Annotated in this window: 14 protein-coding genes; 11 read left to right on the forward strand and 3 right to left on the reverse strand. The window is 63.7% G+C overall.

Translation table 11 applies throughout. From position 1 onward, the window contains the following. The first annotated feature begins 29 nt into the window (after positions 1–29). Positions 30–920, forward strand: coding sequence for a DMT family transporter (locus ABID19_RS30200; protein ID WP_354494239.1), 891 nt, complete (start codon positions 30–32; stop codon positions 918–920). On the opposite strand, the gene ABID19_RS30205 is transcribed toward ABID19_RS30200, so the two are convergent. Further along, on the reverse strand, positions 887–1,741 hold the full coding sequence (locus ABID19_RS30205) for a YihY/virulence factor BrkB family protein (protein ID WP_354494240.1): 855 nt from the start codon (positions 1,739–1,741) through the stop codon (positions 887–889). The two genes, ABID19_RS30200 and ABID19_RS30205, sit on opposite strands and share 34 nt — an antisense overlap. Before the next feature lie 57 nt (positions 1,742–1,798). Between ABID19_RS30205 and ABID19_RS30210 the strand changes: the two genes are divergently transcribed. From ABID19_RS30210 to ABID19_RS30240, 7 genes are all read left to right on the forward strand, one after another. Continuing rightward, a complete protein-coding gene (locus ABID19_RS30210; RefSeq protein WP_354494241.1) occupies positions 1,799–2,665 on the forward strand; it encodes an SDR family oxidoreductase in 867 nt (288 codons plus the stop codon). Between the two features lie 23 nt (positions 2,666–2,688). Continuing rightward, entirely contained in the window at positions 2,689–2,880 is a 192-nt protein-coding gene (locus ABID19_RS30215) for a twin transmembrane helix small protein (RefSeq protein ID WP_354494242.1), read from the forward strand. A gap of 28 nt (positions 2,881–2,908) precedes the next feature. Continuing rightward, complete coding sequence (locus ABID19_RS30220) at positions 2,909–3,490, forward strand: cob(I)yrinic acid a,c-diamide adenosyltransferase (RefSeq protein ID WP_354494243.1); 582 nt, start codon at positions 2,909–2,911, stop codon at positions 3,488–3,490. A 24-nt stretch (positions 3,491–3,514) separates the two neighbouring features. Then, complete coding sequence (locus tag ABID19_RS30225; protein WP_354494244.1) at positions 3,515–4,318, forward strand: rhomboid family intramembrane serine protease; 804 nt, start codon at positions 3,515–3,517, stop codon at positions 4,316–4,318. A 213-nt stretch (positions 4,319–4,531) separates the two neighbouring features. Next, complete coding sequence (locus tag ABID19_RS30230) at positions 4,532–5,281, forward strand: electron transfer flavoprotein subunit beta/FixA family protein (protein ID WP_354494245.1); 750 nt, start codon at positions 4,532–4,534, stop codon at positions 5,279–5,281. A gap of 158 nt (positions 5,282–5,439) precedes the next feature. Beyond that, the gene (locus tag ABID19_RS30235) at positions 5,440–6,369 is read left to right on the forward strand and encodes an electron transfer flavoprotein subunit alpha/FixB family protein (protein ID WP_354494246.1); all 930 of its coding nucleotides are present in this window, start codon (positions 5,440–5,442) and stop codon (positions 6,367–6,369) included. A 117-nt stretch (positions 6,370–6,486) separates the two neighbouring features. Next, entirely contained in the window at positions 6,487–7,365 is an 879-nt protein-coding gene (locus tag ABID19_RS30240) for a 3-hydroxybutyryl-CoA dehydrogenase (protein ID WP_095485986.1), read from the forward strand. A 128-nt stretch (positions 7,366–7,493) separates the two neighbouring features. Here ABID19_RS30240 and ABID19_RS30245 read toward each other — a convergent pair whose 3' ends face one another. Both ABID19_RS30245 and ABID19_RS30250 read right to left on the reverse strand, forming a co-directional pair. Continuing rightward, complete coding sequence (locus ABID19_RS30245; protein ID WP_354494247.1) at positions 7,494–8,132, reverse strand: NrsF family protein; 639 nt, start codon at positions 8,130–8,132, stop codon at positions 7,494–7,496. 1 nt (position 8,133) lies between these two features. Continuing rightward, positions 8,134–8,703 carry a sigma-70 family RNA polymerase sigma factor gene (locus ABID19_RS30250; protein WP_354494248.1) on the reverse strand — a complete coding sequence of 190 codons (570 nt, stop codon included), beginning with the start codon at positions 8,701–8,703 and terminating at the stop codon, positions 8,134–8,136. A 208-nt stretch (positions 8,704–8,911) separates the two neighbouring features. Here ABID19_RS30250 and ABID19_RS30255 point away from each other — a divergent pair, with 208 nt between their 5' ends. From ABID19_RS30255 to ABID19_RS30265, 3 genes are all read left to right on the forward strand, one after another. Next, positions 8,912–9,919: an iron ABC transporter substrate-binding protein gene (locus tag ABID19_RS30255; protein WP_354494249.1), complete on the forward strand. Its 1,008-nt coding sequence runs from the start codon at positions 8,912–8,914 to the stop codon at positions 9,917–9,919. A 178-nt stretch (positions 9,920–10,097) separates the two neighbouring features. Next, a complete protein-coding gene (locus ABID19_RS30260) occupies positions 10,098–11,684 on the forward strand; it encodes an ABC transporter permease (RefSeq protein WP_354494307.1) in 1,587 nt (528 codons plus the stop codon). Further along, on the forward strand, positions 11,681–12,763 hold the full coding sequence (locus ABID19_RS30265; RefSeq protein WP_354494250.1) for an ABC transporter ATP-binding protein: 1,083 nt from the start codon (positions 11,681–11,683) through the stop codon (positions 12,761–12,763). The genes ABID19_RS30260 and ABID19_RS30265 overlap by 4 nt, the downstream gene beginning before the upstream one ends. The last annotated feature ends 11 nt before the right edge of the window (positions 12,764–12,774 follow it).

Consider the following 12,774-nt stretch of genomic DNA (forward strand, 5'->3'; position numbering starts at 1 on the left):
CTCACCGACCACACGGCAGCCTCCGGAAAATGCACAGCATCAAGCGGTTCATCCCCGCCTCCTTCGTCGTCCTGTGGGCGACCGGCTTTATCGGTGCGCGATACGCCATGCCATGGGCGGAACCCTTCACCTTTCTCGCCGCACGCTTCGTTCTGGCGGCGATCCTGCTGGCCGTTCTGATGATCGTTCTCGGCTCGAGAAGAGCCACCCGCGCCGAGGCGCTGCACGCCACGGGCGCCGGCATCCTGATGCATGGCGTCTATCTCGGCGGCGTGTTCTGGGCCATTCACAGGGGCATGCCGGCCGGGCTTTCGGCCCTGATCGTCGGGCTGCAGCCGCTGATCACGGCAGTACTCGCCGGCAGGTTTCTCGGCGAGGCCATCCTGCCGCGCCATTGGGCGGGACTCGCTGTCGGACTTGCCGGCGTGGTCATCGTGCTTTGGCCGAAGCTCGGAACGCTCGACGGCGGCGTGACGACTGAGACGCTTGCCGCCTCGCTTGTCTCGGTGCTCGGCATGAGCGCCGGCACGATCTGGCAGAAGCGCTTCGCCTCCGGCGGCGATCTCGTCGCGGCCACCAAATGGCAATATGTCGGCGGTGCCTCGGTCATGGTCTTGGCCTCGCTCGCCTTCGAGACGCGAACGGTCATCGTCAACGGCGAGCTGATCTTTGCCATGGCGTGGCTGGTGCTGGTGCTGTCGATCGGCGCCATCTTCCTGTTGATGGTGATGATCCGCGACGGCGAGATGTCAAAAGTCGCTTCGCTGTTCTATCTGGTTCCGGCCGTTACCGCGGTCATCGCCTGGGTATTGTTCGGCGAGCAGTTGAGCCTGGTCCAGATCGTCGGCATGGCGATCGCGACGCTCGGCGTCGGGCTGGCAACCGCTCAGCCGGCCACTCGGGCGCGTGCCTCCAGATAGCGGCTGATCGCGGCATTGAGCTCACCGCCGAGGATGAAGATCGCCGACACCATATAGAGGAAGACGACCGCGACCATGATCGAAGCAAGGCCGGCATAGGTCGTCACATAGGACGAGAAACGGTCGAGATAGGCGGCGAAAATGGTCGACCCAATGAGCCAGGCAATCAGCGTGAAGATAATGCCCGGTATGATCGAGACGAAGCGGCGCTTGCCCGCCGGCAGCCAGTAATGCACCGCGAACAGCCCACCGACGATGACGGCGGAGGCAATGGTGTAACGCCACAGAGTGATCGTTCCCATATAGGGCTTTATCCATTCGAAATTGGCCTCCGCCAGCCGCGCCAGTAAGGGCGCGAAGACCAGAAGCACGCTGATCATCAGAAAACCCGCCGTGGCAATCAGCACGAAGACGATGCTCTGCACCCGGCGGTAGATGATGCCGCGCGTTTCGGAGACGCGGTAGGCGCGGTTGAGCGAGGTGCGCAGCGCCTCGATGCCGTTCGAGGCAAAGAAGGCGGCGAGCAGCACGCCATAAGTCAACAGGTCGGTGCGCCGCACGGTAAGCACATTGAGCACTTCGCGCGCGATCGGCTTGGCGATCTGCTCGGGCCAGGTATCGAAGACGATATGCACGGCGGTGTCGGCAAAAGCCTGTGCACCGAAGAAGCTGGCCAGCGTCGTGGCGAAAATCAGAAAGGGGAAAAGCGCCATCAGCGCCGTGATCGCCAGGTGACTGGCCATTGCCCAGCCATCGTCCGCGTTGAAATGGCCGAGCGCATCATAGAGCACGCGTTTGAGGGCTACGATCTTCCGCAACAAGAACCGCGTTCCCTTCGATTGTCTCGACGCCGCGAATATGGGAAGGGATTGCAGCAAATGGCAAGCCTAGGTCAAACCGCGGCTCCTCCCGGAGAAGAGTTGCGCACCATCATCGTAACCGGTGCCTCTTCCGGGATAGGCGCCTATTGCGCCCGGGCGCTGAAGGCGGAAGGCTGGCGGGTGTTCGCGACGGCGCGCCAGCCTGCGGATATAGCGGCCCTCGAAGCCGATGGCATCGAAGCCTTCTATCTGGACTACCGCGAGGCGGAATCGATCGAGACGCTGGTGGCATCGGTGCTGGAGCGCACGGGTGGACGGCTCGATGCCCTATTCAACAACGGCGCCTATGCACAGCCCGGCGCCGTAGAGGACCTGCCGGTCGCAGCACTCAGGGAGCAATTCGAGGCTAATGTCTTCGGCTGGCATGACCTCACCCGTCGTGTCGTGCCGGTTATGCGCCGCCAGGGTGGCGGTCGTCTCGTCCACTGCTCCTCGATCCTCGGCTTGGCGCCGGTTCGCTTTCGCGGCGCCTATTCGGCCTCCAAGCACGCGATCGAAGGGCTGATGCTGTGCATGCGTCAGGAACTCGAGGGCAGCGGCATCCATGTTTCGCTGATCGAGCCGGGGCCGGTAACATCGAAGATCGCCAGCAACGGCCTTGTGTGGTTCCTTAGGAATATCGACCATGAGAATTCCGTGCACCGCCTCGCCTACGACGCGCAGCTCGAACGGCTGCGGGCCGGCGGCAGCACGTCGCGGCTGAAGCCGGGACCGGAGGTCGTTCATGCGGCCTTGCGCCATGCGCTTCTGTCGCGGCGCCTGCGACCGCATTATGTGGTAACGGTGCCGGCCAGGATCGGCGTGATCCTCAAACGCATCCTGCCGGCAGCGATGCTCTACCGCCTGCTTGCCAAACGCGCCTGAACGCAATCGACTGGAAACACACTATGGCAACCGTCTTCAACGTCCTCGCTGTCCTGGTCATGGCCGCCGTGGTGATCGTGCTGATCCGCGGCCTCATCAACATGATGCGCGGCGGCTCCGGCATGACCTCCAACAAGTTGATGCAGACGCGCGTGCTGCTGCAGTTCGTGGCATTGGTGCTGATCATGCTGGCCGTCTGGTTCACCCGCAAATAAAGGCGACCTGCGATTCGGGAGGCAGAGCGTGGTCAAGCTCAACAAGATCTACACCCGCACCGGCGACGACGGCACCACCGGCCTCGGCACCGGCGAACGTCGGCTGAAATCCGATCTGCGCATCGACGCTTATGGCACGATCGACGAAGCCAATGCCTGCATCGGCATGGCCCGCATCCACACCGCGGTCACACATCCGGTGATCGACGCGATGCTCGGCCGCATCCAGAACGATCTTTTCGATCTCGGCGCCGATCTGGCGGTGCCGGACGACGGCAAGCCGCTCGACTACGAACCGCTGCGCATCATTGCCTCGCAAACCGAGCGGGTCGAAAAAGACATCGACCTGCTCAACAAGGACCTGCAGCCGCTCAAATCCTTCGTGCTCAATGGCGGCACGCCGGCGGCGGCTGCCCTTCACCTCGCCCGCACCGTGGCACGACGGGCCGAGCGCATCATGGTGGCCTTGACCCAGGACCCAGGCGAGCCTGTCAACCGCGAGGCGATAAGATACGTCAATCGCGTATCGGACTTTCTGTTCGTCGCCGCACGCGCGGTCAATGACAATGGAAACGCCGACGTGCTATGGGTTCCCGGCAAGAACCGCTGAATCCGCCGAGGCGGGAGGGGTCCGATGTTTATCCCGCTCTACGACACCAACAAGCTGCGCCACATCAGGCTGCAATATGTCACGATCGGTCTGATCGCGCTCAACACGCTCATCTACCTTGTCACCGCGCTTGCCGGCGAGAATTTCGCGAACGCCGCGGTGCTGGGACTCGGCTACATTCCGTCCGTCGTTCACGACAGCGTCGAACTGGCGCCGCAGTTTGTCGTCATCCCAGAGAGCCTGAGCTACGTCACCTATTCGTTCCTGCATGCCGATATTTTCCATCTCGGCGGCAACATGCTGTTCCTCTGGGTGTTCGGCGACAATGTCGAGGACGCGCTTGGCCACGTCCGCTTCCTCGTCTTCTACCTGCTGTGCGCCATCGCCGGCGCCTTTTTCCAGGGCCTGATTGCGTGGGATTCGCAGGTTCCGCTGATCGGCGCCTCGGGCGCCATTGCCGGCGTGGTCGCCGCCTATTTGATCCTCTATCCCCGCGTGAAAGTATGGGTTCTGGCCTTCGCCCGCATCCCGCTGCGCATCCCGGCCTTCATTCCGCTCATCCTGTGGATCCTGTTCCAGATCGTGATGTTCGCCGCAGGTGGCGAGGATCAAGTGTCCTGGGCCTGCCATGTCGGCGGTATCATCGCCGGTGCCGTGCTGGTGCTCATCTTGCGCAACCGCGCCGTACCACTACTTGCCCGCGCCGATGAAGAGGCATTGGTGGTCGCCGGCGAGGTGCCTGTTGCCGCAGACCCGGCGCCAAACGACCCGCAGCCTGCGCAGCCGGCGCCGCGCTGGGGACGGGGAAGCGCCTCCAATCCGGACTGAACCGATTTGAGTGCGCCGCGGACGATTTGGGCGCTGCCCGGATATTGACGTGCGGGGTCGCCGCAACTACGGAAGCTTTCCCACACTAGGCGGTCGGAGATCAGAATTCCGTCCGGAATGTCGGCTTTCGACAACTCTGAAGGGGCGTGCGCTGCTATAGCGCGCTCAATTTATCTTGGAAGAGGTTGCTATCGTGAAAGAGGTGACAGGCAAATGAAGATCCTTGTGCCCGTGAAGCGGGTTGTGGATGCGAATGTGAAGGTTCGTGTGAAAGCTGACGGTTCGGCGGTGGAACTCGCCAACGTCAAGATGGCGATGAACCCGTTCGACGAGATCGCGGTCGAAGAGGCGATCCGGCTGAAGGAGGCCGGCAAAGCCGAGGAGATCATCGTTGTCTCGATCGGCCCGCAGCAGGCGCAGGAAACCTTGCGTACCGCACTCGCCATGGGCGCCGACCACGCCATCCTGGTCAAGACCGACGAACAGACCGAGCCGCTGGGTGTTGCCAAGGTGCTCAAGGGCGTGGTCGAGGCGGAAAAGCCCGGTCTCGTCATTCTCGGCAAGCAAGCGATCGACGACGATTCCAACCAGACCGGTCAGATGCTGGCCGCACTTCTGGGCTGGGCGCAGGGCACTTTTGCTTCCAAGGTCGTTATCGATGGCGACAAAGCCAAGGTGACGCGCGAGGTCGATGGCGGCCTGCAGACGGTGGAGCTGAAGATGCCGGCGATCGTCACCGCGGATCTTCGCCTCAACCAGCCGCGCTATGCCTCGCTGCCCAACATCATGAAAGCCAAGAAGAAGCCGCTCGACGAGAAGAGCCCCGCCGACTACGGCGCCGACGTCAAGCCGCGCCTCAAGGTCATCAAGACCGAGGAGCCGAGCGGCCGCAAGGCGGGTGTCAAGGTCAAGAGCGTCGCCGAACTGGTCGATAAGCTAAAAAACGAAGCCGGCGTTCTGTAAGGAAATCCGATGAGGCCGGCCTGCAAACGGCCGGTTTCTCCGCTTCCGGTGCTCACGTACTGAAGTACGCTCCGCTCCGGTTCTCGAAACCCAACCGTTTTCGACTCGGCCTGACCGGATTTTCAGGTGCCTCGAAGACGAAAGTCAGGAAACCATCAATGGCTATTCTTCTGATTGCCGAACACGACAATGCGACGCTTTCCGACCAGACCGCCAAGGCGCTGTCGGCGGCACTGCAGATCGGCTCGGACGTGCATGTGCTGGTTGCCGGCAAGGGCGCCAAGCCGGCAGCGGACGCCGCCGCCAAGCTCAAGGGCGTGAGCAAGGTACTGCTCGCCGAAGCCGACGAGCTCACCGAGCGTCTCGCCGAGCCGCTGGCCGCACTCGTCGTCGGTATAGCCAGCGCCTATGACACGATCATCGCGCCGGCAACCTCGTCGGGCAAGAACGTGGCGCCGCGCGTGGCAGCCCTGCTCGATGTCGCGCAGGTATCCGAGATCATCGAAGTCGTGTCATCAGACACATTCAAGCGGCCGATCTATGCCGGTAACGCCATCCAGACGGTGCAGTCGAGCGACGCCAAGAAGGTCATAACCGTGCGCACCGCCTCCTTCCAGGCAGCACCCGAAGGTGGTTCCGCCCCGGTCGAGACGGTTCAGGCAGCAGCCAATCCCGCGCTGTCGAGCTTTGTCGAGAACAGGCTTTCCGAGACAGACCGTCCGGAGCTGACTTCGGCCAAGATCATCATCTCGGGCGGTCGCGCGCTGGGCTCCTCGGAGAAATTCCAGGAAGTCATCCTGCCGGTCGCCGACAAGCTCGGCGCCGCCGTCGGTGCTTCTCGCGCCGCCGTCGATGCCGGCTACGCGCCGAATGACTGGCAGGTCGGCCAGACCGGCAAGGTGGTCGCCCCCGATCTTTACATCGCCGTCGGCATCTCCGGCGCCATCCAGCACCTCGCCGGCATGAAGGATTCGAAGGTCATCGTCGCCATCAACAAGGACGAGGAAGCGCCGATCTTCCAGGTTGCCGACTACGGCCTCGTCGGCGACCTTTTCGTTATTCTGCCGGAACTGCAAAAGGCGCTTTGACGCATTCTGCCAAAGCGTATTAAATTGTGAAGGGTGGGGTAGACGAAGTCGCCCCGCCCTTTTAGTTTGCACCGCACAAAAAGCAGGCCGCAAAGGCCTTTTGACGGGATCGGTGTAATGAGCAAGATCGAGACGATCGGCATCATCGGTGCGGGCCAGATGGGCGGCGGCATCGCCCATGTGTCCGCGCTTGCCGGCTACAAGGTGCTGGTCTACGACATCTCACCCGACCGCATCGAAAAGGGCATCGCCACGATCAGCGGCAACATGGCCCGCCAGGTCGGCTCCGGCAAACTCGAGGAAAAGCTGCGCAACGACGCAATGGCGCGCATCTCGGCAGCGCCCACCATGGCCGATCTTGCGGGTGCCGATCTGGTGATCGAAGCAGCGACCGAGGACGAGACGGTCAAGCGCAAGATCTATGCCCAGCTCTGCCCGCAGCTCAATCCCGAAGCCATCCTGGCGACGAACACCTCATCGATCTCGATCACACGCCTTGCCGCGCAGACCGACAGGCCGGAACGTTTTATCGGCATCCATTTCATGAATCCGGTTCCACTGATGAAGCTGGTCGAACTGGTGCGCGGCATCGCCACCGAGGACCAGACCTTCGAAGCGGCGAAGGCCTATGTGAACCATCTCGACAAGACGATCACCGTCTCGGAGGATTTCCCGGCCTTCATCGTCAATCGCATCCTGCTGCCGATGATCAACGAGGCGATCTATACGCTATATGAGGGGGTCGGCTCGGTCGACGCGATCGACACCGCCATGAGGCTCGGCGCCAACCATCCGATGGGACCGCTGCAGCTTGCCGATTTCATCGGCCTCGACACCTGCCTGTCGATCATGCAGGTGCTGCATGACGGCCTGTCGGATTCGAAATACCGCCCCTGCCCGCTGCTGGTGAAATATGTCGAGGCCGGCTGGCTCGGCCGCAAGACCGGGCGCGGCTTTTACGATTATCGCGGCGAGCATCCCGTTCCGACGCGCTGAAGCGGCGTGCGTCCACTCGGACGCGCAAAGCAGGCTCCAGCTCTGGATCCGTGTATCCCGGTATCCAGATATCCAGCCATCGTGCTTACCAAAATCCGATTTTCGGGCCGATGCGCCTACCGTGCGCGCTACCAGCGCACGAAAAGCCGCCCGCCGAGCGCGCCGAGTCCGGCGACAATGGCAATCGCGATCGTGTACCAGGTGGCGACGAAAAGCGGCGAATCGTCAAAGCAATGTGCGGCATAGAAGGTTGCCGCCAGCCCACCGGCGAGCAGGCCCGCCACCGTTCCTGCAAGCACCGGCCGCGTCGGCGCGCCATAGCGCAGCACCGCGATGAAGACGACAAGCGGACCGATGCCGATCAGCGGGATGGAGGCCAGGCAGATAACCATGTTGCGGCCGACCAGCCGCGTGCCCCAGTCGGCCGCAGGCACGGAGAGAAGTTCCAGAACCACCGCAACGACCACCAGCAGCGGTGCCGCAATCATCCAAGCCGCCGCCCTGCTTGTCGATGCACCTGGGGTGGACAGGGCGCGGATCAAGGCGAAGGCGCTGACGGCCAGAGCCGTGGTGAAGACGAACTTGGCGAGGAAGCGCATCGTATGCATGGCGGTCGCGATGTCGGTGCGCGGGCCGATCGTCAGCCAGAAAACCACCGCCGCGATCACGGTAGCCGCACCGGCGGCCAGCCACCAGGCCGAGCCGAGCGGCATCGCGGTGCTGCGGGCATCGGCGTCGAGCGCCTTGATGAGATCGTCGGTCCTCATGTCATTCCCGCCTGAACTGTTTGGCCCGCCCGAACTGTTTGGCCCCGAACCGTTTGGCGATGGCGGCAAGCCCGCGATGCAGCGACACGCGCACCGCCGTCTCGCTGATGCCGAACTTCGCTGCCGTCTCGCCGATGGAACGGCCTTCGACCGACACCGACGAGACCACGGAACGCTGCGCCGGCGGCAGCCCGTCCAGGGCGCGATTGATGTCGCGCTCGCTGACCGTCTCGGTCTCTGGCTCGGCGAAGGTTTCGGCGATGTCGTCGATCTCGATCTCGATGCGCCGGCCGCGCCGCCTGAAGGCGTCGATCAGCTTGAAGCGCGCTATGGCGTAGACCCAGGGCAGCACAGCCAGATCCTGGCGCCAGGTATGCCGTTTCACATGAATGGCCAGCAATGTTTCCTGCACGACGTCCTCGGGATCGATCCCGCCCTGAACGATCTTGCGTCTGATAAACCCTCGAACCAGAGCGGCCGTCCGGCGCAGAAAGTCGGCGTAAGCCCTTTCGTCCCCCGCGATCGCGGCCCGCATCAGCCGGGAAAGCTCGGCCTCGTCCTTGCCGGTCACAAGAGTCCACTCCCCGATATTCGCGCCTCCGCGCCGATCTGTTACGTGGCCGGCGAAATAATGTCCAAGCCAAACTAGGGAATATCACGAAGGTTTCACCTCCGACCGCCCGATTACGCAGCTCATCAATGTTGACTATACCGATCAGGAATTGATAGGTGCAGCCGTGCTAAATCAACGACCATCACGATTGAGAGGGATGACGCCCATGAAATATGCTCTTTCCGCCCTTGCCGGTGCCACAGCACTTGCAATCAGCCTGATCGCCGGCCCGGCGATGGCCCAGGACGGCGGCATCGTCGTCTACAATGCCCAGCACGAGAGCCTGACCGATGCCTGGGTGGAAGGCTTCACTAAGGAAACCGGCATCAAGGTCACCGTCCGCCACGGCGGCGACAGCGATTTCTCCAACCAGATCGTCGCCGAAGGCGCTGCCTCGCCGGCCGACGTGTTCCTGACCGAAAACTCGCCCGCCATGGTGCTGGTCGAGTCCGCCGGCCTGTTCGCGCCGGTCGACGCCGACACGCAGGCGCAGGTTCCGCAAGAGTATCAGCCGGCCAGCGGCAAATGGGTGGGCATCGCCGCGCGCAGCACCGTCTTTGCCTACAACAAGACCAAGCTGACAGCCGAGCAGTTGCCCAAGTCGCTGCTCGATCTCGCCGATCCGAGCTGGAAGGGACGCTGGGCCGCGTCGCCCTCCGGCGCCGATTTCCAGGCGATCGTCAGCGCGCTTTTGCAGCTCAAGGGTGAGGCCGCAACGGCCGACTGGCTGAAGGCGATGAAGGAGAACTTCACCGCCTATAAAGGCAACAGCACGGTGATGAAGGCGGTCAATGCCGGCGAGATCGAAGGCGGCGTGATCTATCACTATTACTACTACGGCGACCAGGCCAAGACCGGCGAGAACAGCAAGAACGTCGGCCTCCACTATTTCAAGAACCAGGATCCGGGCGCGTTCGTCTCGGTTTCCGGCGGTGGCGTGCTGGCCTCCAGCAAGCACCCGAAGGAAGCCCAGGCCTTCCTGAAATGGGTGACCGGCAAGGGTGGCCAGGAGGTGCTCAAGACCGGCAACTCCTTCGAATACGCGGTCGGCAAGGGCGCGGAGTCAAATCCGGCGCTGGTGCCGCTGGCCGAACTGCAGGCGCCGAAGGTCGATGCGACGACGCTGAACTCCAAGAAGGTGACCGATCTGATGACGGCAGCCGGCTTGCTTTAGTCGGCGTTCGTCCTAAAAGGGCAACCGACTGCGCTCCTGCGGGGAATTCGCTTTCCGCAGGAGCGCTCTGTTTTTCGAGATGGCATTCGTCCATGACGACAGACTGCGTTTTTAGCCGCGTTTTGCGGCCCTTCGATCGTTTCCGCCACCGGGCGGCAACGGCGTGGCACCTGAGCTGATGCAGTCTGCGGCCGATCTTGCACGTTCAGGCTTGCCGACCGGCACGGTGGCTGGGCAATGGACGCGGCGGCGGCCCATATCCTGGATTTCGCTCGCCGCCATCCTGGTCTCATTTTTCTCTCTGCTGCCGCTCGCCTTCATCATCTGGATTGCCGTGCAGACTGGCTGGGAAACCGTATCGGCACTGGTCTTCCGGCCACGCGTCGGCGAACTCCTGGTCAACACCCTGCTTTTGGTGGCGCTGGCCGTGCCGATCTGCATCGTGCTGTCGGTGGCGCTGGCTTGGCTGACCGAACGCAGTGATCTTCCCGGTGCCCGCCTGTGGGCCTGGTTGTCGGTGGCGCCGCTCGCCATCCCCGCCTTCGTGCACTCCTATGCCTGGATCACCCTGGTGCCGGGACTGCATGGCCTGTGGGCCGGCGTTCTGGTTTCTGTCGTCGCCTATTTCCCGTTCCTCTATCTGCCGGTGGCGGCAGCTTTGCGTCGCCTCGATCCTGCTCTCGAAGATGCCGCGGCGGCCGTCGGCCTCGGGCCGTGGCGCGTGTTCAGGCGGGTGGTGCTGCCACAGCTCAGGCTTGCCATCTGCGGCGGCTCGCTGCTGGTCGGCCTGCATCTCCTGGCTGAATACGGCCTCTACGTGTTCATCCGCTTCGACACCTTCACCACCGCGATCGTCGACCAGTTCCAGTCGACCTTCAACGGCCCCGCCGCCAACATGCTGGCTGCGGTGCTGGTGACATGCTGCTTCGTGCTGCTCGGCATCGAAGTGCTGGTGCGCGGCGAGGAGCGCTACGCCCGCGTCGGCTCGGGCGCCGCGCGCCAGCAGCAGCGCACAAGGCTCGGTCGCGCCACGGTCCTGTGCCTGGCTCTGCCGGTCGTCACCGCGCTGCTGGCGCTGGGCGTGCCGTTCGTGACCATCGGCCGCTGGCTTATGGCCGGCGGTGCCGATGTCTGGCGCCTCGACGAGATCGGCCTGGCGCTTGGCCAGACGCTGTTCCTGGCACTCGCCGGAGCCCTGCTCGCCACGATCGCCGCCATGCCGATGGCCTGGATTTCGATCCGCGCGCCGGGGCCGCTGCAGCGCCTTCTGGAGGGCTGCAATTACATCGTCGGCTCGCTGCCCGGCGTCGTCGTGGCGCTGGCGCTGGTCACCATCACCGTGCGCATCGCCCTGCCGCTTTACCAGACCTTGTTCACGATCCTGATTGCCTATGCGCTGATGTTCCTGCCGCGCGCGCTGATCAGCCTCAGGGCGTCGATCGCGCAGGCGCCGGTCGAACTCGAACGCGCCGCCGCCAGCCTCGGTCGATCACCGCTCAAGGCGCTGTGGTCGACGACGATCCGCCTGTCGGCGCCGGGTGCCGCGGCTGGCATGGCGCTGGTGGCGCTCGGCATCATGAACGAATTGACCGCCACGCAGATGCTGGCGCCCAACGGCACCCGCACGCTGGCGATGGCGTTCTGGGCCCACAGCGGTGAGATCGACTACGCATCGGCGGCACCTTACGCCCTCATCATGGTGGCGATATCGCTGCCTCTGACCTGGCTGCTCTATGTCCAGTCGAAGCGGATGGCCGGACGATGAGCTTCCTCGAACTCACCGATGTGCACAAGCACTACGGCCCCGTGGCCGCACTGGCCGGCGTCGATCTCAGCGTGGCCAGTGGCAGCCGCACCGCGATCGTCGGGCCATCCGGCTGCGGCAAAACAACCTTGCTGCGGCTGATCGCCGGCTTCGAGCCGCCGGACCAGGGCCGCATCGTGCTCGACGGCGAGGTGCTGGCCAATGGCGGCGCCGCCGTGCCGGCATATCGGCGCGGCATCGGCGTGGTGGCGCAGGACGGCGCGCTGTTCCCGCATCTGAGCATCGCCGCCAATATCGGTTTCGGCATGGGACGCCACGAGGACAAGCGCACCGAGCGCATCGTCGAGCTCGCCTATATCGTCGGGCTCGACAAGGCGATCCTGAAACGGCGGCCGCACGAGCTCTCCGGCGGCCAGCAGCAGCGTGTGGCGCTGGCCCGCGCCATGGCCATGAAGCCGCGGCTGATGCTGCTCGACGAGCCGTTCTCGGCGCTCGACACAGGCCTGCGCGCCTCGATGCGCAAGGCGGTGGCCGAGCTTCTGGAAGCCGCCGGCATCACCACGATCCTGGTCACGCACGACCAGGCCGAGGCTCTGTCCTTCGCCAACCAGGTCGCGGTGATGCGCGATGGCAAGTTCTCGCAGGTCGGCACGCCGCGCGAACTCTATCTCAAGCCGAAGGACAGGATGATCGCCGAATTCCTCGGCGACGCCATCATCCTGCCGGCAAAGATATCAGGCGGCTTCGCCAGCTCGCCGCTCGGACGCATCGCCGTAGACACTACCGAACAGCGCGACATCGTCCGCATCATGCTGCGGCCGGAACAGGTGCTGTTGAAACGAACGTCGCGCGAAGGCATGTCGGGCACGCCGGACATGCTGTTCGGCGAGGTGACCGAGTCCGAATTCGCCGGCTCGATGTGCACCATCGCGGTGCGGCTCTTGAACAGCCCCGATCCGCCGGACGCCGCCGCAATCGGCAACACCCCGTTGATCCTGCGCAAGCCAGGCATGGACACGCCTGCCGTTGGCGAGATCGTCCGACTGACTGTTTCCGGCAAGGCGCATGTGTTTGCCTAAGCTGTTCGCGG

Origin of the sequence: Mesorhizobium robiniae (genome assembly GCF_040545535.1) — a bacterium.
In the GTDB taxonomy this organism is placed as follows: Bacteria; Pseudomonadota; Alphaproteobacteria; order Rhizobiales; family Rhizobiaceae; genus Mesorhizobium; species Mesorhizobium robiniae.

What these genes read in the sequence shown, in the direction of transcription:
- ABID19_RS30265 (WP_354494250.1), top strand. Translation starts at nt 11,681, where the DNA reads ATGAGCTTCCTCGAACTCACCGATGTGCACAAGCACTACGGCCCCGTG.
- ABID19_RS30210 (WP_354494241.1), top strand. Translation starts at nt 1,799, where the DNA reads ATGGCAAGCCTAGGTCAAACCGCGGCTCCTCCCGGAGAAGAGTTGCGC.
- ABID19_RS30230 (WP_354494245.1), top strand. Translation starts at nt 4,532, where the DNA reads ATGAAGATCCTTGTGCCCGTGAAGCGGGTTGTGGATGCGAATGTGAAG.
- ABID19_RS30200 (WP_354494239.1), top strand. Translation starts at nt 30, where the DNA reads ATGCACAGCATCAAGCGGTTCATCCCCGCCTCCTTCGTCGTCCTGTGG.
- ABID19_RS30240 (WP_095485986.1), top strand. Translation starts at nt 6,487, where the DNA reads ATGAGCAAGATCGAGACGATCGGCATCATCGGTGCGGGCCAGATGGGC.
- ABID19_RS30245 (WP_354494247.1), bottom strand. Translation starts at nt 8,132, where the DNA reads ATGAGGACCGACGATCTCATCAAGGCGCTCGACGCCGATGCCCGCAGC.
- ABID19_RS30260 (WP_354494307.1), top strand. Translation starts at nt 10,098, where the DNA reads ATGCAGTCTGCGGCCGATCTTGCACGTTCAGGCTTGCCGACCGGCACG.
- ABID19_RS30215 (WP_354494242.1), top strand. Translation starts at nt 2,689, where the DNA reads ATGGCAACCGTCTTCAACGTCCTCGCTGTCCTGGTCATGGCCGCCGTG.
- ABID19_RS30225 (WP_354494244.1), top strand. Translation starts at nt 3,515, where the DNA reads ATGTTTATCCCGCTCTACGACACCAACAAGCTGCGCCACATCAGGCTG.
- ABID19_RS30235 (WP_354494246.1), top strand. Translation starts at nt 5,440, where the DNA reads ATGGCTATTCTTCTGATTGCCGAACACGACAATGCGACGCTTTCCGAC.
- ABID19_RS30255 (WP_354494249.1), top strand. Translation starts at nt 8,912, where the DNA reads ATGAAATATGCTCTTTCCGCCCTTGCCGGTGCCACAGCACTTGCAATC.